Raw genomic sequence first — 23,361 nt, forward strand, 5'->3', positions numbered from 1 at the left:
AACAATGTATTTTTAACCTATTCTTTCACATCTTCATAGGCTGCTTCTTTGGCTTCCTGCTTTTCTGTCACTTTGATTACGTGATAGCCATATTCGGTTTTAACAGGTTCGCTGATTTTGCCAGGTTCGAGTGCGAAGGCTACCTCTTCAAATTCTGCAGCTGCCCCGATTGTTAATACACTGCCTAAAATCCAATAGAAAACTTTCTTATTCTTCAATTCCCTTTGATTTTCAGCACCGCAATGTCTGTCAGCGCATCGGTTCCAATCAATTCTGCTGTTGCCTTCTCACCATCATGCAGCGTCACCTGAATTTCGCTTGCATTTTCAATCACATGGTTGTTGGTCACAATGTAGGCCGCATCATCTGTCTTTTTAAAAATAACCCCCGAACCCGTACCGCTTTCGGCGGCTTCACTCGGCTTGCTGAACGGATTATTGTTTTGCTGCTGCATATTCACAACGCCGACAATCGCCTTCGAAGCCTGTTCAATTGTATCCGCCAGGGATTTGGATGAAGAAGATACTGGCGTCACATCGAGATTGGATGAGCTTTCAGCTTGTCCAGTTTCTTCCGCAACGGTTGCCTGCGGCGTATCCTCCTGGAAATATGGAACGGCTGTCAGCGTAAGCGCCGAACCCAGCACACCAGCCGCAACGGTTGACAGGAACCCCTTCCATACCGGTTTTTTCGACGTCCGATTTTCCGTTCTGCTTTCTTCGTTAAACTCTGTCATGATTGAACACTTCCTTCTTATCTATTTTGAATTTGAATTAGTTTTCGTTTGCCTTACAAGTCATACTTTAAAGGCCCAATGTGTCAGGAAAATGTCAAAGGGAGTTTTTTTGAAAAAAAATGGCTGACTTCATTCATTTCTCACATTCCTCTTTTAAGATATGGTAAGAAGATTGACGAAGAGGAGCTTAAATCGTATGGAATCAGTTAAGGAAACAGCACTGCAGAAACCGCAGCAGCCTAACACGGCTCTGTACAGGACGATCTGGAGATGGCATTTTTATGCGGGCATTATATTTGCCCCATTCCTGATTATCCTTGCGGTAACCGGCGCCATCTATTTGTTTAAGCCGCAAATCGAGGGTGTCCTGTATCAGGATTATTACCAAGTCACCCCTCAGGGTGAAAAAATTTCTGCTTCACAGCAGATTGAAGAAGCGAAGAAGCTTTATCCGGATGCAGCAGTGACGGTATACCGTCCCGGGGAAAGCGCAGATCGTTCCAGTGAAGTTGGTATTGTGAATAACGATGAATCGCTTACTGTATTTATCAATCCTTATACAGGTGAGTCCCTCGGGGAATTAAACAGCGAAGACCGGATTATAGATAAAATTGAAGAGTTTCATGGGGAACTGATGGCCGGCACGCTGGGAGACCGGATAGTGGAGCTTGCGGCCTGCTGGGCAGTTGTGCTGATTGTAACGGGGCTGTATTTATGGTTTCCGAAGAAAAAGCCTGGCATGGGTGGCGTGCTTTTCCCGCGTCTGAATAGAGGGAAAAAAACATTCAGAAGAGATTTGCATGCGGTACCTGCCTTTTGGGTCACAGCCGGGATGCTCTTTTTAATCATGACAGGACTCCCATGGTCCGGATTCTGGGGCACGAACTTTCAGTCGATGACAACTAATACCGGGCAAGGTTACCCTCCTGCGATCTGGGTTGGAAGCGGACCCCAGTCAACCATCCAAACGAAAGACATTGCTGATGTTCCATGGGCAGCCGAAAATTTTGTCGTGCCTGCTTCGGACATTCAGGGATTCATCCGCCTGCCGATTGATGATGTAGTATCTATTGCGGAACGTGAAGGAGTGCATCCAAGTTATTCAATCTATATTCCGCAGGATAAATCGGGTGTATACACTCTATCCGCCTTCCCGCCAAAAGCGCAGGATGAGATTACGATGCATATCGATCAATACACAGGTGCAGTTTTGACGGATTACCGCTATGACAATTATGGCTGGATCGGGAAAATGGTCGCGTGGGGAATTACGCTTCATAAGGGAACACAATTTGGTCTGATTAACCAATTAATCAGTTTTTTCATCTGCCTTGGCATCATCCTTGTGGCGGTAAGCGGCTATTATCTGTGGCTCAAACGCAAGCCGAAAAAAGACATCGGCGCACCCAAAACAGCTGGGTTTAACAACACAAAGGGATTCTTCCTTCTGTTAATTGCCATGGGAATCCTCTTCCCATTAGTCGGCTTATCGATCATCGCTGTTTTGATGATTGACTTAATCTTGATCCGGAGAATACCTGCGTTGAAGAGGTTTCTGAATGCGTAAGTTTAGGATAAGGGAGTCTAATGCCGTGAAAAAATATATCTTTATGATCCTGCTGCTGTCTTTTCTGAGTGCATGTTCACTTGATGAGAATACAGCAGAGCTTTACAAACAGGAAACTCCGCTGAAACTGGAAATACAAACACCGGACACTTTTACAGCTGGAGAACAGGAAACAATTAAAGCCACTCTCACACAGGACGGCAAACCGGCCGATCATGCTGATTTTGTTCATTTCGAAATTTGGAAGCAGGACGGCACTGTCCAATATGGGATGGAGGAAGCAGTCAATGAGGGCGGGGGCGTCTACAGCATCAGCAAGGACTTTGACAAGGATGGGCTCTACTTTGTAAAAGTGCATGCCCAGCAAGGCGATAGCCTGATCATGCCGCAAAAGCAGTTTATTGTAGGGGAGCTGTCGAAAAGCGACTTGGATTTCCTGCAAGAAGGAACAGGCAGGCAGGAAACGGGGCAGGGTCACCATCATTAAGGAAAGACGGAGAAAAAACAAAAGGGCAGAAATGACTGTAAAGGCTGTCACTTCTGCCCTTTAATATAATTATAAATGGACTGTCATCCAATCACTTAATCCACAACCGGAAACCACCCCGGAGTGTTCACAATTGCCTGCCAGAGCGGATCCGGGATAACCAGTTTCTCCTGATCCTTCTTGGATAAAGTGGTGGCAATTTCAGATTCTTTTCCATCCTGCACCTTTTGCACCCAATCCGGCTCCATAATCAGTTCCCGGCCTAGAGCAACCATGGCCACTCCCGTTTCCATTGCTTTTACGGCTTCATCAGGAGTATGGATCGACCCTACTCCTATTAGCGGCAGGCGGTTATTAATTTTTTCTAACAGATGCTGAATTCTCGGCTTAGCTTCATCAGCCCCGCGTCTTGGCTTGGACCAGAACTCCATCAGGGAGACATGAAGGTAGTCCAGCCCTTTATCTGACAGCACATCGACTAATTGAAGAGTATCTTCCATTGTGATCCCTGGATCGGTCGGTTCTTCCGGAGAAAAACGGTATCCGACAATGAACGGCTCCTTTGCATGTTCTTTTACTGCTTTTTGAACTGCATCTACCACAGCAAGAGGGAACGTCATGCGCTTCTCAAGGCTGCCTCCGAATTGGTCCTCACGGCGATTTGAATGCGGAGAAAAGAATTGCTGAATTAAGTAGCCATTGGCGCCATGGATTTCAACGCCATCATAGCCTGCCTGGATGGCCCGGCGGGCAGTCTCGCCGAAAGCAGCAATGATATCCTCCACTTCTTTTTCCGTCAGTGCTCTTGGCGTATTGCTGCTCCCTTCAGACGCAACCGCACTCGCACTTACTGTTTCGCCATTTGGAACGAGCTCAGGAGGGCATTCCCTCCCGCCATGAAAGATCTGCAGAATGGCTTTGGTACCCTGTTCTTTAATGCTGGATGCCAGTCTCGAAAGACTTGGAATCATCCCGTCATGATCGCCGCCAAATTCACCATGGAATCCCTTTCCGTTGGCTGTCACATATGTACAGGCCGTAATCACCATTCCGGCCCCTTTGGAACGGCGTACATAATAATCGATCTCGGCATCTGACACCGTTCCATCCGGATGGGAGGAGAAATTGGTCATTGGTGCCAGGACCACCCTGTTTTTTAACTCCACATTATTTTTTAACTGAAGAGATTCTAATAAAGGTTTATAGCTTGGATTCATATAAATCACTCCTCTTTTTCGTTCAACCCTAGTTTGTATAATTTTTACGTAAAATAAACTGACAGCAAACAATACTGTAATGTTATATGTTACAGTTTAGGAAGTCAATTATTTGAATCACACCGTTCCCAATGGAACAGAGGAAGAAGGAACAGAGAAGGAACAGAGGGACAGGTCCCATGTCCCTCTGCTAAAGGCTTATTCCTGGTCCCAGGATATATTTTCAATGACCACATCCAGCTGGCCGCTTGGGATCATAAGTGACGTTTTTTCTCCCAGATTTTTTAACAGAAGCTGCCTGCCAACCGGAGACAGGAACGAGATACAGCCATTATCCGGGTCTGACTCTTCCGGGAGGCAAATATGATAAACTTCCCGATCATCCTCCCCGTCAAATAATACGGTAACCTTTGTTCCAATCAATACTTTCCGCAAAGGCTGTTCCGCCGGCGCCTGATTACAAAGCTCAATGTATTGCTCTACTTCCCTTACATAAACACTGAGAAAATCCTTTCTCCGCTCCTTCAGCGGAGTCGAAGAAAGGTAAAGGCCATTCATGTCCTGATGATTTTCATCAATATACGTCAGCTGTTTAACAAAGAATTCTTTTTCAGTGAGAGCCTCTAGACTATGGTTCATAATAGATAACCCCCTGCTCGGATCAAACACCCTGCAAAACATCAATTTTACTGTCATTTTCCATGCACCATCCTTTTTTGAATATATAAAAAGCAGACCTTTCCCATTTATAAAAGAAAGGTCTACTATATATTAACAACATAGCATATAAACACCTGAAAAGCCAGCTGACTTATGCGATCATTGGCAAACCCCGAGCGGATTCCCATCAGGATCGAAGAATGTAAAAAATCTCGTGGTCCCTTCCCCGCCAATCGGATTTACGTTTACACCCTTCTCAAGTAAAAGCTTATGAGTTTCTTCAATATCTTCCGGAATGAAGTTATAATATTTTCCCACGCCAAACTGATTTTCCGGAAACTTCATCGGCTGATGAGGACTGATTCTGACAAGGCAGACGACAGTTTGCGCATGATCCCCAATCCGCATGACAGCTGCCTCTTTTTCCATGTAAATCAGCTGAAATCCCAATACCTCTTCATACCAGCCTGCTGATAGCTCAGGGTTTTTGACCGGTATAAAAATTCCTTCCACGCCTTTTAGCAGCGGCTTGCTCATTAGAATCTCTCCTTTTAAATTTCCTATTTCCTTAGCCATCCTATTACTTCTCTCTTTGTATTATTTTTCCTTTATTATTTTCCTGTCCAAAGTTTGCTCGGCTTCTGACTCATCCGCACCGATTTCCCCTTATATTGTCCGAACAGAGAGACGGGCCCGCTCTGAATACTTTCCCAAATTTTAAGCACTCTAATTGTGTATGGGAGGTGAAGGATTTGCCGCGTCAGAACAATAAATCAGAGAAACAGAAAACAAATTCCGCTGCAGTAAACCGTCAGGGTTCAGGATCAGAATATGAAAAAGAACGTGCCGGGAATGTGGAAGGGTACGGTCAGCCCTACCCGGAAAATGGAGCTAAACAGTAATGATGGATAAGAGTGAATTAAACGTTAATTCACTCTTTATAGATTGCCTTCACCACTTTGGATGCCTTCTCTGCAGGCTTTTTCCACACCAGGGTTAAACCGATCCCCACTGCAGTGACGAAAGCTGCGAAATAGTAAGGATAGTTAATGTCGATATCAAACAGCATCCCTCCTATAATAGGTCCGCTGATATTCGCAAGGCTTGTAAACATCGAATTCATTCCGCCCACAAAGCCCTGTTCATTGCCGGCGATATTGGAAAGATAGGAAGTGATAGCCGGACGGAATAAATCGAATCCTACAAATACAAGAAAGGTTACAAGCAGGATCGCAAAATAGGAATGAACAACGGTCATTAAAAACACAAGCAGGCTGGATAATAGTAAGCTGCAGCGGATCAGTTTGATTTCGCCCCAGATGCGGGTGAGGCGGTCAAATAGCAGGATTTGGGATACTGCGCCAAAAATGGCTCCGCCCGTTATGACAATAGCAATATCCGCTGGTTTAAAGCCAAACTTGTGATCCACAAATAAACTAAAAAAGGATTCAAAAGCGGCAAGCCCGAATGAGGCAATAAAAATCAGAATAAAGGCAAGGAAATACTTTGACTCCATCACACGTCTGAAGCCGCTTTTTCCTGCTTCAGCTCCTTCAATATTTTCCTCATCCTCATTGCGCTCAGGTTCTGTTAATAAAATCAGGGAAAGCACCGCTGCAAGCGCACCAAATCCCCCTGCAAAGAAAAAGGGCACCCGCGTTCCGAACTCTGCTAAAAATCCGCCGATGCCTGGACCGATGATAAATCCGGTGCTGATGGCCGCTGACATATACCCGAGTGCCTTCGGGCGGGTTTCAGTCGTGGTAATATCCGCAATAAAGGCTGTAACGGCCGGCATAATAAAGGCCGCGCTAATCCCGCCTAAAATCCGCGAAACAAACAGAACCTCGATTTCTTTGCCGATCCCGAATAAGAATTCTGATAGGCCGAAAATAAACAGGCCGGTGACAATCATGATTTTCCTGCCCCATTTATCGGCTGCTCTCCCTGCAAACGGGGAAACAATCAGCTGGGCTAAGGCAAATGCGGCTGTCAAATAGCCGATCGTTGTGCCTGTTATGCCTAATTCATTCACCAGCGTAGGCAGGACAGGAATGACCAGGCCGATTCCCAAAAAGGCAATGAATAAATTCGTCAATAATAATCCTAATGTGATTTTTGGTGTTTTCATCTATATCATGCTCCTTACAAAACAGTCATACTTGATTTATTTATACGATCTATCCTAGTGTATATAGTAACTATATAGTCAAGGGCAGTGATGTAAAAAATGAGTAAAAAAGACGGAAAATATTTAACCACAGGTGAATTCGCAAAGCTTTGCAAGGTTAACAAGCAGACCATTTTTTATTACGATCAGATTGGAATTTTGTCACCGGTCATGAAAAATGAAAAAGGATACCGCTATTATTCCATTCATCAATTAGAGTTGTTTTTTGTGATTGATTTATTGAAGGATCTTGGCATGTCGCTTAACGATATACAGCAGTACATGCAAAATAAATCGCCAGAAAGCTTTTTATCCATCATGTACCGGAAAAAAGAAGAGATTGTAAAGAAGCGTCAGGAAATCGAAATGAAGGAGAAAATGATTGAAGCCAAAATAGCCATAATGGAAGAGGCCTCCCATCTGGATTTTAACCGTATTATGCTTCAGCCATTGCCGGAAGCAACCCTTTATTTAAGCAAAAACATTCAAAATATATCGGACGAAAATTTTGTAGAGGTCATCTCGGATTTTATTAATGAATTGCAGATCTCGCAGCTTGATTCAGGCTATCCGATCGGGTCAATAACGAAGCGTGAGCAGGTGATGAAGGGGGAATTCGCCAATTACAGCTATTTGTATATCGAGCAGCCAAATCCAAAAGAAGGCCATCCCTATTTTCGGGCCGTAAAAGGGGATTTCCTCATCGGCTATCATGTTGGGAGCGAAAAAACGATCGGTGATACTTATAAGCGGCTTTTTTCAGAGATGGAACGGCTCGGCTTAACCTTGGGAGAGCATGTATTTGAAGAGTACATTTATGATACTGTTGTCCGGAATGATAAGGAGCATTATGTTACGAAAATTATGATGGAGGTTGACCAGGGATAGGATACTAAACATTTGCCCTGCTCATTAGTGAGCGGGGTCTCATAAGTTCACAAAAAAACAGGCCCATAAAGAGCCTGCTCTGAGCTGGTTTAAAATTAAGCTTTGCGAACGTTAGCTGCTTGAGCTCCACGCTGGCCTTGCTCAACGTCGAAAGTCACTTCTTGACCTTCTTCTAGAGATTTGTAGCCTTCGCCTTGGATAGCTGAGAAATGAACGAATACGTCTTCTCCACCTTCACGCTCGATGAATCCGAAGCCTTTTTCACTGTTAAACCATTTTACTTTACCGTTTTCCATTTTTGTTGCCTCCTTGTGTGTAAACCACACATTGTGTTACTATCCTTGCTCTCAGTGATCATCAAGACGTAAAGTTTTTACTCACACTATCCTTTACACCGAACAAAAATAATTCTTAATAAGCATAACACTTTTCAGAATTATATGCAAGGAAAGTCGTAAAGTATTCAATATAAGCATTGCACAAGCGTCGAATATTAAGCATCAAAAAACTGCTATTTATTTCATAGCAGTCATGGATAGTGCCTTAAGAAGTAATCGAATATCCTGATGAATGCTGTTGCATACTTGATCATCGCTACAGTTCTCATAATCAGCCTGTAAACGTCCAAGTTCTCGAATGAATAGTAAGTTTTCTTCCTTACTAAGCATAGTGTATTCGCTCCTTTTTACATAGGAAAAACACTATGTCGTTCAAGGTTAACACTATTGCTTTTTATTTACAATCCATCAACAGGGCTTGTATAAAGAAGCATGTCCCTTTTTGTGGAGTTCTGCACGTTAACCATTTACACAAACTGAAATTGCAGGCATAAAAATGACAAAACTCATTTTAATCTTTACTGGGCGGTCATGTACAATATTTTATCAAGATTTTCTATATCCGGCTTAGTTGCCTTAAAAAGATGGCGTAATGAATCTCAAGTCAGTTAAAAGAGGAAATATAATAATAAAAATTCAATCTATTTGTACATAAGCTCCCAGAAAAATGAGGAAGCCTTTAATAAGCGAGACTAATCGCTCTCCACCGCAAGCATTTCACTAAAACAAATCAGCTTTGCAGGCTGTTCATTTTAGCTTCACTATTTTGTAAAAACGAGGTATTTCTGCCCCATATAATTGATTGCAGTATAAATGCCCGCCCCCAAAAGAACCGCAAGCTCTTCAGGCGATGCTTCATGTCCGAAAAGCGTAAAGCCCTTTATACTCTCTGCAGCCATGCCGCTAATTGAATAAGATAAAATATAGCACAGAAATAAAATCAAAACGAAGCGCACAGCACTGCTTTGAATGCTGATTCCGCTCCTGAAGGTGAACGTTCTGTTCAGGAAAAAGCTTACCGCCGCCCCCGTACTGTTCCCCAGGAACGTAGCTGTCCAATATGACATTCCTGCTAAATCCAGCAGAATAAATATCATAGATAGCCCGACTAATGTATTGACTGTTCCAACGATCAAAAAGCGAATAAAGGTATTAGTTCGTTTCAGATAATTTTCCAAAATGAATGTCCGCGAACTCATCATCATGGTCTCCATCCGTAATCAAATGACGGGAAATCGGTAAATTAAACGCATCTACTTCAATCGAAAACTTAGGTCTGCGTTTTGTCTCTTTATAGATTTTCCCAATATATTCCCCGACCAGTCCAATGGCTGTCAGCTGAAGTCCTCCCAGCATCCAGATCGAGGCGATTAACGATGTCCAGCCAGTTTCCGTTTCTCCAAAATAGCGCAAACCCAGAAAGTAGAGGCCAAATATAAGGCTGATAAAAAAAGATCCGATCCCCAATGCCAATACCATCCGGATCGGCGTCACGGAAAAAGAAGTGATTCCTTCAAAGGAAAAGGCCAGCATTTTTTTCAGCGGGTACTTCGTTTCCCCGGCAAGGCGTTCCTTGCGGTCATAGTAAACACTGGCTGTTTTAAAGCCCAGCATAGGCACAATTCCGCGCAAGAACAGATTGACCTCCTCATAGCGCTGCAGCTCCTCCAAAGCTCGCTTGCTCATCAGGCGGAAATCAGCATGATTATAGACAAGATCTACTCCCATTTTTTCCATCAGCTTATAAAATCCCTGTGCTGTGCTTCTCTTAAACAATGAATCACTGTCCCGCTTTCTTCTAACTCCATAGACAATGTCATTTCCTTCCCGGAACTTCAGGATAAACTCCCGGATCACGGCAATATCATCCTGAAGGTCGGCATCGATAGACACCGTGCAATCTGAAACCTTACCTGCTGCTGTTAATCCCGCAAGCAGCGCATTCTGATGTCCTGCATTTCTGGCAAGCTTCAGCCCCCTCACTTGCGGGTTATTCAGGCTCTGCTTATAGATAATCTGCCAGGTCCGGTCCCTGCTTCCATCATCCACAAACAGGATTTTGCTTTGATCCGAAACAAGATCATCATCCACCAATTCTATTAGCAAGCCACCGAGCTGATCAATTGTATCCGGCAGTACCTCCTCTTCGTTGAAGCAAGGAACTACGATGGTGAGTACCGGGTTGTTCATTCTTAATTCCTCCTGGTTTATATGGCTTTATAAAGGTAGATTTTCCACACAGAGCTTTTTGATTCAAAAACCTTCTCCAATACAAGCTGATTATCTTCGGCATTGTCGATGGGAACGGATGAAAAAAGATATGAGCCTCCCATGGCCTTAAAGGCGTCTGTATTCAATTCCAGGTTCTTCAGCCTTTTTTTCGTGCGCTTCTTGAACATATAATGCTTGCCAAGCTCGTCCGTAAAGATATAGCATCTCCCACCCCACTCATCATAATAGGTGCGGATGGTTTTATTTTTTTCAAGCTCTTTTTCAATGATTTTTCGAAATTGATATTTGTATGATAAGGGGTAGAAATTATTATAGGAATCCAGCGTGTAGAAACCATTATACTGGGCAATAGCCGGATGAAGCCCAATGCTTGCGACCCGGTAATCCTCCTGAGGAAGCCCAATGTAGTCTTTAATAGCCGAGAACTGCTCTTCTGCGTAAAATTGCTTGACCGTTGGCTTATTCTGAAAAAGAATTTCCTCGTTAAAAAAGGACGCGGCAATCACCTGGGCAAGCACAAATACAGGGACCATCCTCCTCCATAACCTCCCGTATGACCAAACAATTTTTAACGATAGCGCAAACAGGAGATAAACCACCAGGGGCCTTAAAAAGTGATATCTGGCAAAGTTGAAAGTATCAAGCACGTGAAAACGCTCTGTAAGGGGAAGCCAGCCTTTGTAGAACCAGAAGGCATACCATGCAGATAACGCAAAGTTCAGGAAAAACAGGAACATAAACACCTTCTCTTTTTTCCAATCCTTTTTCCTCAGTACCATAAAAAGAGCCACTAACATGATGGGCAGAATAATCAGCGTATGAATTGTGGCAGCATGATGGTGCCCGATAGCAAAATTCTTGAATGTCAGCCTGACGCAATGCCAAAAGGTGAGCCTCGCATGGAAATATTCATCCCGGCTGTTCGGCTCATCGTCAAATAGGAAGGAATAAACGAGCCTGTATTCAACGATGAAAAAGATTCCGGTCATATAAATAATTGATAAGAGAAATGGCCAATTCCATGTTCTTTTCCGGATCAAGTCTGTCAGCCAGAAAACTCCCATGGCGCTCAGGAAAAAGAAAAAGCCAAGGACGATGCTTGCATATAAAGGCAACAGGGTGAGGACAAGGACATTTCTCCAGGACCTTTCCCCTTGCCTGATATTCAGGAAAGCCCAAAGCGCAAGCGGCATCCCAAGCGTACTCAGCATTCCGGAAGGCCAGAATGGCGTGAAAGCAAAAGAGAGGGCTGTCCCAATCGTAACGGGCGCCCACTTTTCTTCTTTAAGAAAATGTTTTTTCAAAAGCAAATACATACCGATAAAAGCAAACACCCTTGTGATTGTCTGGCTGAGTGCATAAGCAATCATCGTTGGAAAAAAAGCATACAGCCAAACAATTAATGTAAATTCCGACCCAAACGCATTGCGGGACAAATTTCCGTTCATAACTTGCGGAATGACAGCATCTATTGATCCTGCAAGCTGCCCGCTTTCAGCAAGAACTTTATACCACGCCAGATTGCTGTCAAGATTATCATGAACGCGGATATGTGCATTTTCACCTAATATGTATAATGGGGAAACAAATAAAGCTAAAGCAATGCCTGCCAGAATAAGGAGATTTTTCTCGGCTGCCAATTTTTTTAGAAGCAATCTCTACACCTCTGGGTTCAAGATTATTTACAATTTTAGGGTTCACGAACAGTGGCAAAATATTCAGGAAGGGATAATACAACCTTCCTCCGACATAAAAATAAAGTGGAAAGGGGCGGATTACAATGATTAAAAAAGCGGTCATTCCTGCTGCAGGGCTCGGAACCCGTTTCCTGCCGGCCACAAAGGCACAGCCCAAGGAAATGCTCCCCATCGTCGATAAGCCCGCCATTCAATATATTGTGGAGGAAGCCATTGCTTCAGGAATTGAAGATATTATCATCATAACGGGGAGAAACAAACGGGCCATTGAAGACCACTTTGATAAATCGGTTGAAATGGAGCTGCTGCTGCAGAAAAGCGGAAAGCTTGAAATGCTTGAGGAAGTGCGCGAAATCACCAATCTGGCGGATATCCATTATGTCAGGCAAAAGGAGCCGCTAGGATTGGGGCACGCCATTTTATGCGCGAGAAAGTTCATTGGAAGGGAACCGTTTGCCGTCCTCCTTGGCGATGATATCATCGACGGAGAACCACCTGCCATGCTGCAAATGATTGAGCAATATAATCAAACGGGGGCAAGCATCCTTGGATGCAGTGAGGTTCCTCTGTCTGAAGTCAATAAATATGGAATTGTAGGCTATTCGGAACAGAGGGGCCCATTATACAAAGTGAATAGCCTTGTGGAAAAACCTTCTGCTGAAAAAGCCCCTTCTGCACATGCCATTATTGGCCGCTATATCTTAACACCTGCAATATTTGACATGCTTGAGAACGGAAGCCCGGACAGCAAAGGCGAGCTGCAGCTGACAGACGCTCTCCATGCCTTGCTTCGCCGGGAAAAAATTTATTCCTACCTGATTCAGGGAAGCCGTTATGATATTGGAGATAAATTCGGCTTTCTTAAAGCCTCGATTGATTATGCCCTGCAAAGACCTGAGCTGAAGGAAAAGCTTTCACTATACTTAAGGCAAGCCCGCTTATGATTTGTGATATCCGTCAGGATGGGATCTGTGCCAGCTCCAGGCATCCTCGACGATCTGGCGGATACTAGTTTTTTGCGGCTTCCAGTTCAGCATTAACCTTGCTTTCTCAGATGAGGCAACCAGTTCTGCCGGATCTCCTGGCCTTCGGGGAGCAATCGTTACATTAACATATCTATTTGTTGCCTCTTCTGCAGCTTCGATCACCTCTTTTACAGATATCCCTTTGCTTCCCCCCAGATTAAGCACAGTGCTTTCCCCTCCATCTTCCAGGTACCGGAGTGCCAGCAGATGGGCTTCTGCCAAATCCTCTACATGTATATAGTCCCTTATGCAGGTACCATCCTTTGTTGGATAGTCATCCCCAAAAATGGAGACCGATTCTCTTTTTCCAAGTGCCGCCTGCAGGATGATCGGGATTAAATGTGTCTCATTCTGATGGTCCTCGCCCATCTCCCCTGAAGCCTTTGCCCCTGCAGCATTAAAATAACGGAGCGACACGAACCTTGCTCCTGATGCCTGCGCCCACCAATGGAGCATCCGTTCAACGGCAAGCTTCGTCTCACCATACGGGCTTGCAGGCGAAAGCGGCGCATCTTCCCGTATTGGCTGGCTTTTCGCCTCCCCATATACGGCTGCTGTTGACGAAAACACCAGCTTTTTTACCTTATGCGCTTCCAAAGCCTTTAAAAGGCTAAGAGAACCAAGTACATTATTATTATAGTAATTTAGCGGATCTTTCATCGATTCCCCTACAAGGGATGACGCCGCAAAATGAAATACTCCCTCTATACGCTCACGGCAAAGGACACTATTTAGAAAATCCTGCGATCTGATATCCCCCTCATAGAAAACTGCCTTCGGATGGACCGCCTTTCTATGGCCAGTAGTCAAATTATCGGCAACTACTGTTTTGTACCCTTTTCGCATGAGAAGATCTACAATATGCGAACCAATATAACCTGCTCCTCCAGTAACCAAAATTGCCATTCCATCACTCCTGCATATAGTTTCGTTCCCTTTTCTATATGCAGGTGGGATCTTGAGTATGATATATAAGAAAAGCGGCAGTACAAGCCTGCCGCAGTGAATACCCCCTATTCAATAATTAACTTCAAAAATATGAATGCTCTGTTATATCCTGAATATTTAATTCAATCATTAATCAGACCGCCGCCTGAATCTGCTTCGTATAGAAAAAGCGCACTATGAAGAAGTAAACAACCTGGATGGCCAGGAAAACACTCAGAACAGCGACAGATTCTTTAAACAAGTTAAAGTAGAATAGATTTGATAACGCAGTCAGGGCCACAGCACCATGAATAAGAGCGACGAGGATAGGGGCGAAAAACAGAATCATCGTCTGTCTGTTTAAGACCTTTTTCAGCTCTTTACCGGTCAGCCCCATCTTAGATATCGACCTGAATTTTTGTTTATCTTCATCCAGGTCCATGTAAAGCCTGAAGTATAGGAAGCTGCCGGCTGATACGAAAAAGACAATTCCGATAAACAGACCGACAAATAATATGGGCCCGTAGCCTTTCATTATTTCATTTATTTCGTATTCTACGGATGTAATTTCATATCTTGGCAGTTCCTTGTAGAGCTTTTCAGAAGCAGCCATTACCCGTTCCTCGCCATTTGTTGCCTGCCAGGCATAATAGCTTTCTTCCCAAGTCGGTTCAGGAAGCTTTTTAAAGTCTTCATCAGACATGATAAAATAGGAATCTATTGCCGGCAGGGCTTTCGAATGAATAGCTTCTTTCGGTTTCAAAACTGTGCCGGACGTCAGTGTAATGGTTTCATTCATGAGGTCCTTCGATTGCCCGAGGTTGGTGCCTGCATACTCCACCACCACTACTTGTCCTTCTTTTAAAGTAACGGGATCTTCGCCAATTAGGGAGGCAAAACGGTTAAAATCGGATTGGCTGGCAATCTGAGTGGAACTTCCGCCCACTTCAAAGCTCTGCAATACAGTATGTGCCGATTCGGTTTCAATGTTTTCTTCCTTTAATATTCGGTTGATAGCCGCAACATTTTTCTCTTCTTGGTCTTCACTCGTTTTATAGGAAAACGTTGTGGCATTCAGATCTTTGATACTGGAGGTCAAAACGGTCTGAAATCCGAACAGCGTGCCGATTGCACTGAAGGCAACCGTTGAAACCATGGCCACCATGAAGAATGTCCGCGCATTATCCTTCATGCGGAAGGCTAAGTCAGAAAACAGCAGCATATTGGTCTTAAACCAGAAAACCCGCTCATTCTTCTTTAATCGTCTAATGATAAATACGCTTAATTGCGTAAATAACAGGTATGTCCCAATGCAAACAACGATGATCACCGGCACCATGGCCGCTACTACCATCACACCTTTTGCAAGTAAGGCAGCTGCATACCCCGCTCCTAATAAAAGGACCGCCAGCATCGTTAAGAAAAGATTCGCTTTCGGCTCGCCCTTTGACATCTTATTTCCTTTAATTAATTCAATCAGCTTTTTGCTGCGCAGAACATACGTGACAAACAAGGAAATAAAGAAAAATAAAATGATGAAAGAAATAAAGGTAACCAGGATGGCTTTCACTGGAAAATAAAAAGAAAGCGTACGTTCAATAATCAGCACATTTTCAGCCAGCAGCAAAATCCCTTTTGCAAACACAAGGCCCAGAAGAATACCGCCAACGGTTGCCAATAAGCCAATCAGCATATTTTCCAAAAAGACCATGAGGCGGATTTGCTTCATGCTCATGCCCTGTATCATTAATAAGCCGAATTCCCTTTTTCTGGACTGCAAAAATGAGCTCATTGAATACAACACAAAAAAGAACGAAAACACATAGATAATTCCGGCAGCTGCATTCATTCCCTTTGTGACGGTTGAGTTCATCGCCTCCCCGCTTAATGCAGGATGATTTGCAAAAATGGAGAAGGTAAAGAAGACCATGACCGTAAATAAACTGCTGAGAAAATAGGCTGCATACAGCCGTTTATTGCGAATAACGTTATTAAACGCGAACTGACGAAAGGTCATGTGCATCCCCTCCCAGCAGCGAAAGTGTATCGATGATCTTTTGGAAAAAGGCCTGGCGGTTATCTCCGCGGTGAATCTCCGAATAGAACTTTCCGTCCCGAATGAAGATGACCCGGTTGCAATAGCTCGCTGCCTGCGCATCATGTGTGACAAGCATCATAGTAGTCTTCTCTGTTTGGTTAATCGATTCAAGCATTTCCATTACATCCTTGGAAGACTTGGAATCCAAATTCCCTGTAGGTTCATCGGCGAGTAGAAGCTTTGGTGTATGAATCATCGCTCTTGCCACAGCCGCTCTTTGCGCCTGTCCCCCCGAAATTTCATACGTTCGTTTATTCATAATGCCGGCAATCCCCAATTTTTCAGCAATTTGATACGCTTTCTCCTTCATTTCCTTCACTTTTTTTCCGTCCAATGTCAGCGGAAGGACCATATTTTCTTCAACTGTCAAGGTATGAAGCAGGTTAAAGTCCTGAAATACAAATCCCAGTTCACGGCGCCGGAATTGAGCCAGCTCCTCTTTTTTTAAGACATGTGGATTTCTTTCATTAATCAGGATTTCCCCTGTTGTCGGTTCATCAATGGTGGCAATCATGTTTAGCAGCGTTGTTTTCCCGCTTCCCGAAGGACCCATGATTCCGACAAACTCACCTTCTTCAATCGTTAAGTTAATATCCGTTAACGCACGATAGGCGATCTTTCCTTCATAAATCTTGCTTACTTGTTTTACTTTTAGCATCACAAGTTCTCCTTTCACAGTCATTTGACTTGTGATCAGTATATCGTCTATTTCCAGTTCCAAAAATCGATTTTTCTTTCACTTACCTTACAAGATTGTAAGGTTCTGTGTTTTTCCGAAAATCAGCCGGAAAAGAGACCCTTCACCAAGTGTGGATTCCAGTTCAATCCGATGGCCAAGGTAGTCGGCCGCCTCCTTCGTCAAGTACAGCCCCATACCTGTGGACTCTCTGAATTTCCGCCCATTTTCACCGGTATAAAAAGGTTCAAACACACGGCGCTTATCCGCTTCCGGAATGCCGGCACCAAAATCCTTCACTTCTAAGACAGCTTCCCCGTCTTTTTCATAGACGGAAATATCAACCCTGCTGCTCTTTCCCCTGGAATACTTGACCGCATTATGGATCAGCTGAGAAAGCATAAAGAACAGCCATTTCTCATCTGTCTCCACGATTATGTTTTCTTTTTCCTGCAGAAGATTCGGATACACTCCGTTCCGGATATAAAACCGTTTGTTTTCGCCATTTACTTCATGAATGATTTTCGACAAGTGTACAGGTTTGATATGAAAATCCTGTTCGATTGTCCGGAGTCTCGCCATATAGAGGATGGTGTTCAAGCCCGTTTTCATCCGGTCTGTTTCTTCACGTATGCTTGATGAATCCGGTTCATCCAGGTTTTGTGCAATCAGCTCTATGACAGAAAGCGGTGTTTTCATCTGATGGACCCATTGATCCATGAACTTCAAATGCTCATCCTGCCTGGATTCCAGCGCTTTGATTCTCGTTTGATAATGCTTATTCTGGTCCTTCAGCAGTTCATCAAGCGCCATGGAGATGGGTGAGTTTTCTGTTGTTTGAAAGGAATCGTCAAGAGAAGAAAGCTCATTTGTCAGCCTTTTATAAAACTTGCGGCGGCTAAAATAGTGGTAGGCAAGGTAAGCCGTGAGAAAGAATAGTCCGAGAAATATGCCATAGAGAGCCGGCAATAGACGCTGATAGCCATCAAGCCAGTAAATAGCCAAAACCACAAAAAATTGAACAATCTGTACAGCAATTAATAGCGCATGCTCTTTAAAAAATAATTTCATTTCTCTCCAGCCTTTCACCAGGTAACATTCAAACGATAGCCTGCCCCTCTCACGGTTTCGACCGCTCCTGAAAGCCCGATTGCCTCAAATTTTTTTCTTACCCTCGCCATATTCACATTCAGTGTATTTTCATCCACATAAACCTGCTCATCCCAAAGCTTTTCAAGAAGATCCTCACGCCCGGCCACTCGCGGGTGCCGCTCCAGGAGACTTTCGATAATATCCGCTTCTTTTTTAGACAGCTGGACCGCTTTATCACGAAATGTGAGTTCCATTCTTTCCGGAAACAGCTTTAATCCTTCTATTTCAATTATCCGTTCCTGTGCCTGTGAGGCATACTCCCCGTAAGCCCGGCGCAGCTGGCTGCGGATTTTCGCCATCACAATTTCCGGGTGAAACGGCTTCGTGATAAAATCATCCCCGCCATTTTCAAGCGCCATTACCTGGTCCATCTCCCCTACCCGGGCGGAAATGAAAATGACCGGACAAATGGACTCCTTTCGGATTTGCCTGCACCAGTAATACCCGTCAAAGCTCGGAAGATTAATATCCAAAAGGACAAGATCCGGCTTCTGCTTATGAAACTCTGCCATTACATCATCGAGCTGTTCCGCCATAACTGCCTGGTAGCCATACTTCACTAAATAAGATTGCAGGTGCTCCGCAATTTTCGGGTCATCCTCAATAATGAATACTTTCTGCATCCTCTCACTCCTTTGTCTTAGAAAATTATGCCATAGGGAGGACGTGAAAAAAAGAGCTGCGTGTGCACCCCTTTCTGAACAAACATTAGATAAAATAAATCACTGCTCCAATACCGCCTGCTAACATTAACCCAATACCCTTTTTAAAGTATCTTTGTCTGAAAGCGCCCACACATCCAGAAACGAATCCGATGAACACTAAGCCTGCGCCTATATGCTGCAGGAGTTTTATTTCTGAGATATTGCCGGTAATCAACACCTGAAAACCAATACAGGTGAAAACAAACAGAAGGAACGAGGGGTTCTTCAACTCATCTTTAACATCCTGCTTTTCTTCATAATCCATTTTTTTATAAGTTTTTCTTATACTGAAAATAGGAATCGCCCATATTAATATGATTATAATAGCCTGGATGATTTTCATATGAACTCCTCTTGTAAGATAGTAATCTACAGCTTCGTAATTATACCATATTTTAACAAAAAAAAGCACCATCCAATGAGATAGGCGCCCTATTAAAATACTTATGATAAATGCTTTATTTTCCTGTCAATCGGTGTACGTTCCTTCGCTTCCGGCACTTCCTCAGGGAATCCTACTCCCAGAATACCGACTACATCGTAATCATCAGGGACATTTAAAGTTAATCTGGCTTTAGGTGAAGTTCCCAGAGAAGACCAGAATGTCCCCACTCCTGATTCCCAAGCCATCAGCATAAAATTCTGGATAAAGCAGGATACGGCAGCCATATTCTCTGTTCGCTCAAGAGCTGTTGCTCCATGTTTGGACAGAATCGCCAGCACAACAGGGGCACCGCCGAAATCGGTTTTATGATTCAGCTTGGCTCTTGTTTCCGGACCGGCAAATAAAACTTCCCAAGGCTCCGTCATTTTATGGTTGGGTGCCATGCTTGCAGCCTCCAGCCAGGATGTGATTAAACTATGCTCCACTTTATCAGATTTGAATTTTTTTATGTTGCGGCGTGTTGTAATGATTTTCTGTATATCCACTGTGTATTTCCCCTTTTTGTTTATTTACTATATATAATACTAGATTAATTGGATTTTCGATAATCCCTGGTCCGGGGGAGGCTTTTATTTAAAGCTCAATGTTTCTCTACCACCCCAGGCTCAATGTTTCCTCCAGAAGCTTTTGAGGATCCTATCAATACGCCAATACCAAGCAGCAAAAGGAAAATCCCCAGCCAGGAAGTAATGTTTAAAGATTCCCCTAATAGAAAAACGCCTAATAATGCTGCAGTTAAAGGCTCCGCCAGTGCAAGTGTGACCGCCGTCGAAGAGGAAACATGGACAAGCCCTTTTGAAAAAAGGAAATAGGCAAATCCCGTAGCCAGAATTCCCAGGTGCAGGCTGACAGTCAAACCCCGACCACTCGCAAGCCAGGACATGTCAAAAATAAATAAGAATGGCGATAGAAAGATGGCGCTTAGTGTGAACACAACGGCAACGACTGAGAGGGATGAATAACTTTCAACCAGATCCCTGCTGACAAGCGTATAGCCTGCAAATGTTAAACCAGCCCCCAATGCCATTAATAGGCCAATCGGGTCCATATGAACCGAATTTTTGTTCATGAAAAGCAAAACACATCCCAGAATGGACAGGGAGGTAGAACACCACCAAATGGCAGATGGGCGCTTTTTTAAATAGAGCCATTCAAGAAAACCCGATAAGACCGGCGCACTCCCGATCGCTGTCACGGTCCCAATGGCTACCCCTGTAAGAGTGACCGCTGAAAAGAATAATGGCTGGTACAGCGCCATACAAAGTGAAGCCAAAAGGGTGTTCTTAATAGGCCAATTTTTCAGGTTCAATTTCCCCGCCATCAGAACCATGCATGATAAAAATAAACCCCCTGCCGCCAGACGGGCAGCCCCGATGGCAATCGGGTGTGCGTTTTCCGGCGCGAATGCCTGCGTGGTACCCGTGGTCCCCCAGAGCACTCCGGCAAGCAATATAAAAAATGGAGCCGCTTTCCCGTTCATGTTATCACCTCAATAAAAAAAGATAAAAGGAATCATTAAACTTATCTTAGAAAAATTCCTGAGAATTTTCTTTACCAAGTTTAGTATCCCTTTTATCCATTCTTAAGGATCCTGTATTTTTGTGGTGCTATTCCTTCACAGCGGGTAAACCACCGTGTAAAGGAGGAAGAATTTTCGAAGCCTAATTCCCCGCTGATCACAGACATGGACCAGGAGGTTGACATTAATAAATGCTTCGCCTCTTTCAAGCGCAGATCTGATATATAGCCTTTCGGGCTTTTCCCGGTTTTCTTCTTAAACCATGCGGAATAATAGGCTGGATGATAATGTTCGATTTGCGCTAGAGTCTCCAATCGGATCGACTCCTTATAATGTTTATGAATATAGTCAATCGACGGGGGCTTGGCGACTTGCAGTTTGCTGGTCACATACCTGGTCAAACCTGCCAGGGAGGATGTGTCCCCCTGATTCCCCGCCTCTTCCAGCAGCAAATAACGGATCGAAGACCATTGCTGGTTCAGCTGAATATACATGTTGCTGGTCTCTTCCGGCAAATAGGCCGTCGGGATATCCAGGATCAAAAATTCATTCCGGTCCATGGACCGATAATTATGATCAACCCCTTGCGGAAGGTAAAAACAATGCTCGGGGTCAAGCTTGATTTCCTGCCATTTCGTCTGGATATCCAGGGAGCCCTGCAAGGGGAACAGAAACTGGCCAAATTCATGCTGGTGCGAATGAAACTCTCTGGAATAGGATCTTTTTTCGCAGGTGATGCTTTGCATTTTAATCCCCCCTGATCATGCTTTAGTTTATTATAATCCGAAACTATGAGGGATGATAGATTGGACAATGAATCGGGAATTCTAAACTGAAAAAAAAAGACAAATGTCACATGATAATGAAATAAATGGGGGTGGCATCCGGATGGCAAGTTTCTAAAAAAAAGACAAGGACCGCCGGGAGTTTTTCGGTCCGGAATTCAGTGACTGTTTGATAGGTGATTCAACCTATAACATCCAGAAAAAATCAGTATTAATAACTGTCAATAACAAAATTAAAACAAAGACCAGATGAATAATGGTCACCATATAAGCCCTGCGGTTTTCGGCATATTTCCACTCCATAAAAGCCCTGGCGATTTCAGAAAAACCGATAAAAACAAAAAGCAGAAACCATGGTTCTAAAAACCATAGCCATTCCATCGGATCCCTCATCATATTAAAAATGCCTCCGGCCAGGATGGTCACTAAAAACCCTATTCGAATGGTCCAATCCACCTTTTTATGTTTATCATTGATATGGTTATAAGAAAAAAACTTCTTTTTCTCAACCTTCAGCCATTTCCTTAAACCTAATTCGAAGAAATAGATTAATGCTCCAACAATCGTTATTAAGAGTAAAAGCTTAGGCCAGAACATGGGATCAATTACATACATTCTCTTCTCCTCCTCCGCCTTTGCGCGCAAACTGCGTTCACTTTCCTATTTCTACGTCTGCGGGAGGAAAAAGTTCCCTTTATCTTTTTTCTCACAGGTCTCTGTCTTAGACTGTAAATATAGGCGGAATGCTTAGTTCGGACTCTAACCCTCTGATTTCTTATTATCCTGTCCGAAGATGCAACCAGTTCAGACTCAGGACCTCTGATTTCCCCCTCTCCTGTCTGAATTAATCCGTGTCGGTCTTATTTTGATGAATCTATTTAATGCCTCAAGCTTTATACTAATTTCCCAGCTGCTAAACACAAAAATAGCCGAAGAGGTCCATCTCTTCAGCCTTGTTTCTCCAATTCAAGCAGAAGCTGCTTCATTTCAATGCCCCCGCGATAGCCGGTTATAGCACCATTTTTTCCGATGACACGATGGCATGGGACCGCGATTAACAGCGGATTGGCACCGATTGCTTTCCCTGCTGCCCTTACTGCCTGCGGCCTGTTTATTTTCTCTGCAATGTCCGAATAAGAGACTGTTTTTCCGTAAGGAATCTTTGCTAATGCCTCCCAGACTTCTTCTTGAAACGGAGTGCCTTTCACATCCAGGTCCATTGAAAAAACTTGTCTTTTTCCCAGAAGAAATTCCTGTATTTCCATCATGTATGGCTGCAATGCTTCTTTATTTTCCACAAGCACTGCAGCTGGAATAAATTTTTTCAGCGACCTTTCAAAATCCTTAAACTCCGAGGCGCTTCCTATATAGCAGAGACCCTTTTCTGTTCTAGCCAGATACAGACTCCATTCTCCTTCCTGCAGGTTCGCCCATTCAATGTTCATTCTTTTTCCTCCCTGTTTTGTTTCGATATGCTGCAGGTGTTGTGCCCAGCTTCTTTTTAAATAAAGAGATAAAATAAGGGGGGCTGGGGAATCCTGCTGATGCACCGACATCAGCTACCGATTGGTCCCCTGCCTCCAGCAGATAGATGGCTTTTTCGAGCCTGATATCCTGAATATATTCTGTGGGCGACTTCCCGGTGACCCGTTTGAACACCCGCTGCAAATGATAGGGACTTCCATGAAACAGGTCCCCTAATTGATGCAGTGTAATCGGGCCGCTATAATGCTGGTCGATCCACCCGGTTATTTGCTTAATCCATTCTTCTGCTGGCAGGCTGAGGCCTTCCGGTTTGCAGCGCTTGCACGGTCTGAAATTTTCCGCCAGTGCTTGAGCAGCATCCTTAAAAATAGCGACATTGCCGATATTCGGGACTCTCGACCGGCACGATGGCCTGCAGAATATCCCTGTCGTTTTAACACCATAAAGAAAAAGATCATCATAGGATTTGTCGCAATCCTTTATCGCGTTCCAATATTCTTCCGAAATCTGTTCATAAGCCAAATGCGCTCACCTCTGCTAAAAAGTATACACA

General features: G+C 43.9%; 27 protein-coding genes. 5 read left to right on the forward strand and 22 right to left on the reverse strand.

Going from position 1 to position 23,361, the window contains the following annotated elements:
* Nucleotides 1-17: 17 nt before the first annotated feature.
* Both BFI01S_RS23880 and BFI01S_RS03665 read right to left on the reverse strand, forming a co-directional pair.
* Nucleotides 18-218 (reverse strand): peptidylprolyl isomerase, encoded by a 201-nt coding sequence (locus tag BFI01S_RS23880; protein WP_061791390.1) that lies wholly within the window; start codon nt 216-218, stop codon nt 18-20.
* Entirely contained in the window at nt 215-736 is a 522-nt protein-coding gene (locus tag BFI01S_RS03665; RefSeq protein ID WP_235831091.1) for a S1C family serine protease, read from the reverse strand. Before BFI01S_RS03665 ends, BFI01S_RS23880 begins: the two co-directional genes overlap by 4 nt.
* Before the next feature lie 196 nt (nt 737-932).
* Here BFI01S_RS03665 and BFI01S_RS03670 point away from each other — a divergent pair, with 196 nt between their 5' ends.
* Both BFI01S_RS03670 and BFI01S_RS03675 read left to right on the forward strand, forming a co-directional pair.
* Nucleotides 933-2,303, forward strand: a complete 1,371-nt coding sequence (locus BFI01S_RS03670; protein ID WP_061791391.1) for a PepSY-associated TM helix domain-containing protein — start codon at nt 933-935, stop codon at nt 2,301-2,303.
* Between the two features lie 25 nt (nt 2,304-2,328).
* Entirely contained in the window at nt 2,329-2,790 is a 462-nt protein-coding gene (locus BFI01S_RS03675; RefSeq protein ID WP_061791428.1) for a FixH family protein, read from the forward strand.
* A gap of 95 nt (nt 2,791-2,885) precedes the next feature.
* Here the strand turns inward: BFI01S_RS03675 and BFI01S_RS03680 are convergent, their stop codons facing one another.
* The 3 genes from BFI01S_RS03680 to BFI01S_RS03690 form a co-directional block, all read right to left on the reverse strand.
* Nucleotides 2,886-4,007 (reverse strand): NADH-dependent flavin oxidoreductase, encoded by a 1,122-nt coding sequence (locus tag BFI01S_RS03680; RefSeq protein ID WP_061791392.1) that lies wholly within the window; start codon nt 4,005-4,007, stop codon nt 2,886-2,888.
* A gap of 198 nt (nt 4,008-4,205) precedes the next feature.
* Nucleotides 4,206-4,646 (reverse strand): GreA/GreB family elongation factor, encoded by a 441-nt coding sequence (locus tag BFI01S_RS03685; RefSeq protein ID WP_061791393.1) that lies wholly within the window; start codon nt 4,644-4,646, stop codon nt 4,206-4,208.
* Nucleotides 4,647-4,826: 180 nt separating this feature from the next.
* Nucleotides 4,827-5,204, reverse strand: coding sequence for a VOC family protein (locus BFI01S_RS03690; protein WP_061791394.1), 378 nt, complete (start codon nt 5,202-5,204; stop codon nt 4,827-4,829).
* Nucleotides 5,205-5,419: 215 nt separating this feature from the next.
* Here BFI01S_RS03690 and BFI01S_RS22870 point away from each other — a divergent pair, with 215 nt between their 5' ends.
* Nucleotides 5,420-5,569, forward strand: a complete 150-nt coding sequence (locus tag BFI01S_RS22870) for a hypothetical protein (protein WP_156478325.1) — start codon at nt 5,420-5,422, stop codon at nt 5,567-5,569.
* Between the two features lie 29 nt (nt 5,570-5,598).
* On the opposite strand, the gene norA is transcribed toward BFI01S_RS22870, so the two are convergent.
* On the reverse strand, nt 5,599-6,798 hold the full coding sequence (gene norA / locus BFI01S_RS03695) for a multidrug efflux MFS transporter NorA (RefSeq protein ID WP_061791395.1): 1,200 nt from the start codon (nt 6,796-6,798) through the stop codon (nt 5,599-5,601).
* 99 nt (nt 6,799-6,897) lie between these two features.
* Between norA and BFI01S_RS03700 the strand changes: the two genes are divergently transcribed.
* Nucleotides 6,898-7,725 carry a MerR family transcriptional regulator gene (locus tag BFI01S_RS03700; RefSeq protein ID WP_061791396.1) on the forward strand — a complete coding sequence of 276 codons (828 nt, stop codon included), beginning with the start codon at nt 6,898-6,900 and terminating at the stop codon, nt 7,723-7,725.
* A gap of 95 nt (nt 7,726-7,820) precedes the next feature.
* Here the strand turns inward: BFI01S_RS03700 and BFI01S_RS03705 are convergent, their stop codons facing one another.
* The 4 genes from BFI01S_RS03705 to BFI01S_RS03720 all read right to left on the reverse strand — a co-directional run bounded on the left by BFI01S_RS03705 (nt 7,821) and on the right by BFI01S_RS03720 (nt 11,950).
* On the reverse strand, nt 7,821-8,021 hold the full coding sequence (locus tag BFI01S_RS03705) for a cold-shock protein (protein ID WP_009335135.1): 201 nt from the start codon (nt 8,019-8,021) through the stop codon (nt 7,821-7,823).
* 803 nt (nt 8,022-8,824) lie between these two features.
* Nucleotides 8,825-9,262 carry a GtrA family protein gene (locus tag BFI01S_RS03710; RefSeq protein ID WP_061791397.1) on the reverse strand — a complete coding sequence of 146 codons (438 nt, stop codon included), beginning with the start codon at nt 9,260-9,262 and terminating at the stop codon, nt 8,825-8,827.
* Nucleotides 9,216-10,253, reverse strand: coding sequence for a glycosyltransferase family 2 protein (locus BFI01S_RS03715; protein ID WP_061791398.1), 1,038 nt, complete (start codon nt 10,251-10,253; stop codon nt 9,216-9,218). The genes BFI01S_RS03710 and BFI01S_RS03715 overlap by 47 nt, the downstream gene beginning before the upstream one ends.
* A gap of 17 nt (nt 10,254-10,270) precedes the next feature.
* Nucleotides 10,271-11,950, reverse strand: a complete 1,680-nt coding sequence (locus BFI01S_RS03720; RefSeq protein ID WP_061791399.1) for a DUF6044 family protein — start codon at nt 11,948-11,950, stop codon at nt 10,271-10,273.
* A gap of 125 nt (nt 11,951-12,075) precedes the next feature.
* Here BFI01S_RS03720 and galU point away from each other — a divergent pair, with 125 nt between their 5' ends.
* On the forward strand, nt 12,076-12,936 hold the full coding sequence (galU, locus tag BFI01S_RS03725; protein ID WP_061791400.1) for a UTP--glucose-1-phosphate uridylyltransferase GalU: 861 nt from the start codon (nt 12,076-12,078) through the stop codon (nt 12,934-12,936).
* Here the strand turns inward: galU and galE are convergent.
* The 12 genes from galE to BFI01S_RS03785 form a co-directional block, all read right to left on the reverse strand.
* Nucleotides 12,931-13,923 (reverse strand): UDP-glucose 4-epimerase GalE, encoded by a 993-nt coding sequence (gene galE / locus BFI01S_RS03730; RefSeq protein WP_061791401.1) that lies wholly within the window; start codon nt 13,921-13,923, stop codon nt 12,931-12,933. The genes galU and galE overlap by 6 nt on opposite strands.
* 175 nt (nt 13,924-14,098) lie before the next feature.
* Complete coding sequence (locus tag BFI01S_RS03735; RefSeq protein ID WP_061791402.1) at nt 14,099-15,961, reverse strand: ABC transporter permease; 1,863 nt, start codon at nt 15,959-15,961, stop codon at nt 14,099-14,101.
* On the reverse strand, nt 15,936-16,700 hold the full coding sequence (locus BFI01S_RS03740) for an ABC transporter ATP-binding protein (protein WP_061791403.1): 765 nt from the start codon (nt 16,698-16,700) through the stop codon (nt 15,936-15,938). Before BFI01S_RS03740 ends, BFI01S_RS03735 begins: the two co-directional genes overlap by 26 nt.
* Nucleotides 16,701-16,787: 87 nt before the next feature.
* Nucleotides 16,788-17,789 carry a sensor histidine kinase gene (locus tag BFI01S_RS03745; protein ID WP_061791429.1) on the reverse strand — a complete coding sequence of 334 codons (1,002 nt, stop codon included), beginning with the start codon at nt 17,787-17,789 and terminating at the stop codon, nt 16,788-16,790.
* A 14-nt stretch (nt 17,790-17,803) separates the two neighbouring features.
* On the reverse strand, nt 17,804-18,493 hold the full coding sequence (locus BFI01S_RS03750; RefSeq protein WP_061791404.1) for a response regulator transcription factor: 690 nt from the start codon (nt 18,491-18,493) through the stop codon (nt 17,804-17,806).
* A gap of 85 nt (nt 18,494-18,578) precedes the next feature.
* Nucleotides 18,579-18,917, reverse strand: coding sequence for a hypothetical protein (locus BFI01S_RS03755; protein ID WP_061791405.1), 339 nt, complete (start codon nt 18,915-18,917; stop codon nt 18,579-18,581).
* Between the two features lie 101 nt (nt 18,918-19,018).
* On the reverse strand, nt 19,019-19,504 hold the full coding sequence (locus BFI01S_RS03760) for a nitroreductase family protein (RefSeq protein WP_061791406.1): 486 nt from the start codon (nt 19,502-19,504) through the stop codon (nt 19,019-19,021).
* 95 nt (nt 19,505-19,599) lie between these two features.
* Nucleotides 19,600-20,499, reverse strand: a complete 900-nt coding sequence (locus BFI01S_RS03765) for an EamA family transporter (protein ID WP_061791407.1) — start codon at nt 20,497-20,499, stop codon at nt 19,600-19,602.
* A 92-nt stretch (nt 20,500-20,591) separates the two neighbouring features.
* Nucleotides 20,592-21,284: an AraC family transcriptional regulator gene (locus BFI01S_RS03770; RefSeq protein ID WP_061791408.1), complete on the reverse strand. Its 693-nt coding sequence runs from the start codon at nt 21,282-21,284 to the stop codon at nt 20,592-20,594.
* 225 nt (nt 21,285-21,509) lie between these two features.
* Nucleotides 21,510-21,938, reverse strand: coding sequence for a DUF4181 domain-containing protein (locus tag BFI01S_RS03775; protein ID WP_061791409.1), 429 nt, complete (start codon nt 21,936-21,938; stop codon nt 21,510-21,512).
* A 332-nt stretch (nt 21,939-22,270) separates the two neighbouring features.
* Nucleotides 22,271-22,768, reverse strand: a complete 498-nt coding sequence (locus BFI01S_RS03780; RefSeq protein ID WP_061791410.1) for a methylated-DNA--[protein]-cysteine S-methyltransferase — start codon at nt 22,766-22,768, stop codon at nt 22,271-22,273.
* Entirely contained in the window at nt 22,758-23,330 is a 573-nt protein-coding gene (locus BFI01S_RS03785) for a bifunctional transcriptional activator/DNA repair enzyme AdaA (RefSeq protein WP_061791411.1), read from the reverse strand. Before BFI01S_RS03785 ends, BFI01S_RS03780 begins: the two co-directional genes overlap by 11 nt.
* Nucleotides 23,331-23,361 lie beyond the last annotated feature (31 nt).

The sequence above is a fragment of the Cytobacillus firmus NBRC 15306 genome (genome assembly GCF_001591465.1).
Lineage (GTDB): Bacteria > Bacillota > Bacilli > Bacillales > Cytobacillaceae > Cytobacillus > Cytobacillus firmus.

Coding starts and splice junctions, on each gene's coding strand:
- BFI01S_RS03665 (WP_235831091.1), bottom strand. CDS start 736: ATGACAGAGTTTAACGAAGAAAGCAGAACGGAAAATCGGACGTCGAAA.
- BFI01S_RS03670 (WP_061791391.1), top strand. CDS start 933: ATGGAATCAGTTAAGGAAACAGCACTGCAGAAACCGCAGCAGCCTAAC.
- BFI01S_RS03680 (WP_061791392.1), bottom strand. CDS start 4,007: ATGAATCCAAGCTATAAACCTTTATTAGAATCTCTTCAGTTAAAAAAT.
- BFI01S_RS03685 (WP_061791393.1), bottom strand. CDS start 4,646: ATGAACCATAGTCTAGAGGCTCTCACTGAAAAAGAATTCTTTGTTAAA.
- BFI01S_RS03690 (WP_061791394.1), bottom strand. CDS start 5,204: ATGAGCAAGCCGCTGCTAAAAGGCGTGGAAGGAATTTTTATACCGGTC.
- norA (WP_061791395.1), bottom strand. CDS start 6,798: ATGAAAACACCAAAAATCACATTAGGATTATTATTGACGAATTTATTC.
- BFI01S_RS03700 (WP_061791396.1), top strand. CDS start 6,898: ATGAGTAAAAAAGACGGAAAATATTTAACCACAGGTGAATTCGCAAAG.
- BFI01S_RS03705 (WP_009335135.1), bottom strand. CDS start 8,021: ATGGAAAACGGTAAAGTAAAATGGTTTAACAGTGAAAAAGGCTTCGGA.
- BFI01S_RS03710 (WP_061791397.1), bottom strand. CDS start 9,262: ATGAGTTCGCGGACATTCATTTTGGAAAATTATCTGAAACGAACTAAT.
- BFI01S_RS03715 (WP_061791398.1), bottom strand. CDS start 10,253: ATGAACAACCCGGTACTCACCATCGTAGTTCCTTGCTTCAACGAAGAG.
- galU (WP_061791400.1), top strand. CDS start 12,076: ATGATTAAAAAAGCGGTCATTCCTGCTGCAGGGCTCGGAACCCGTTTC.
- galE (WP_061791401.1), bottom strand. CDS start 13,923: ATGGCAATTTTGGTTACTGGAGGAGCAGGTTATATTGGTTCGCATATT.
- BFI01S_RS03735 (WP_061791402.1), bottom strand. CDS start 15,961: ATGACCTTTCGTCAGTTCGCGTTTAATAACGTTATTCGCAATAAACGG.
- BFI01S_RS03740 (WP_061791403.1), bottom strand. CDS start 16,700: ATGCTAAAAGTAAAACAAGTAAGCAAGATTTATGAAGGAAAGATCGCC.
- BFI01S_RS03745 (WP_061791429.1), bottom strand. CDS start 17,789: ATGAAATTATTTTTTAAAGAGCATGCGCTATTAATTGCTGTACAGATT.
- BFI01S_RS03750 (WP_061791404.1), bottom strand. CDS start 18,493: ATGCAGAAAGTATTCATTATTGAGGATGACCCGAAAATTGCGGAGCAC.
- BFI01S_RS03755 (WP_061791405.1), bottom strand. CDS start 18,917: ATGAAAATCATCCAGGCTATTATAATCATATTAATATGGGCGATTCCT.
- BFI01S_RS03765 (WP_061791407.1), bottom strand. CDS start 20,499: ATGAACGGGAAAGCGGCTCCATTTTTTATATTGCTTGCCGGAGTGCTC.
- BFI01S_RS03770 (WP_061791408.1), bottom strand. CDS start 21,284: ATGCAAAGCATCACCTGCGAAAAAAGATCCTATTCCAGAGAGTTTCAT.
- BFI01S_RS03775 (WP_061791409.1), bottom strand. CDS start 21,938: ATGTATGTAATTGATCCCATGTTCTGGCCTAAGCTTTTACTCTTAATA.
- BFI01S_RS03780 (WP_061791410.1), bottom strand. CDS start 22,768: ATGAACATTGAATGGGCGAACCTGCAGGAAGGAGAATGGAGTCTGTAT.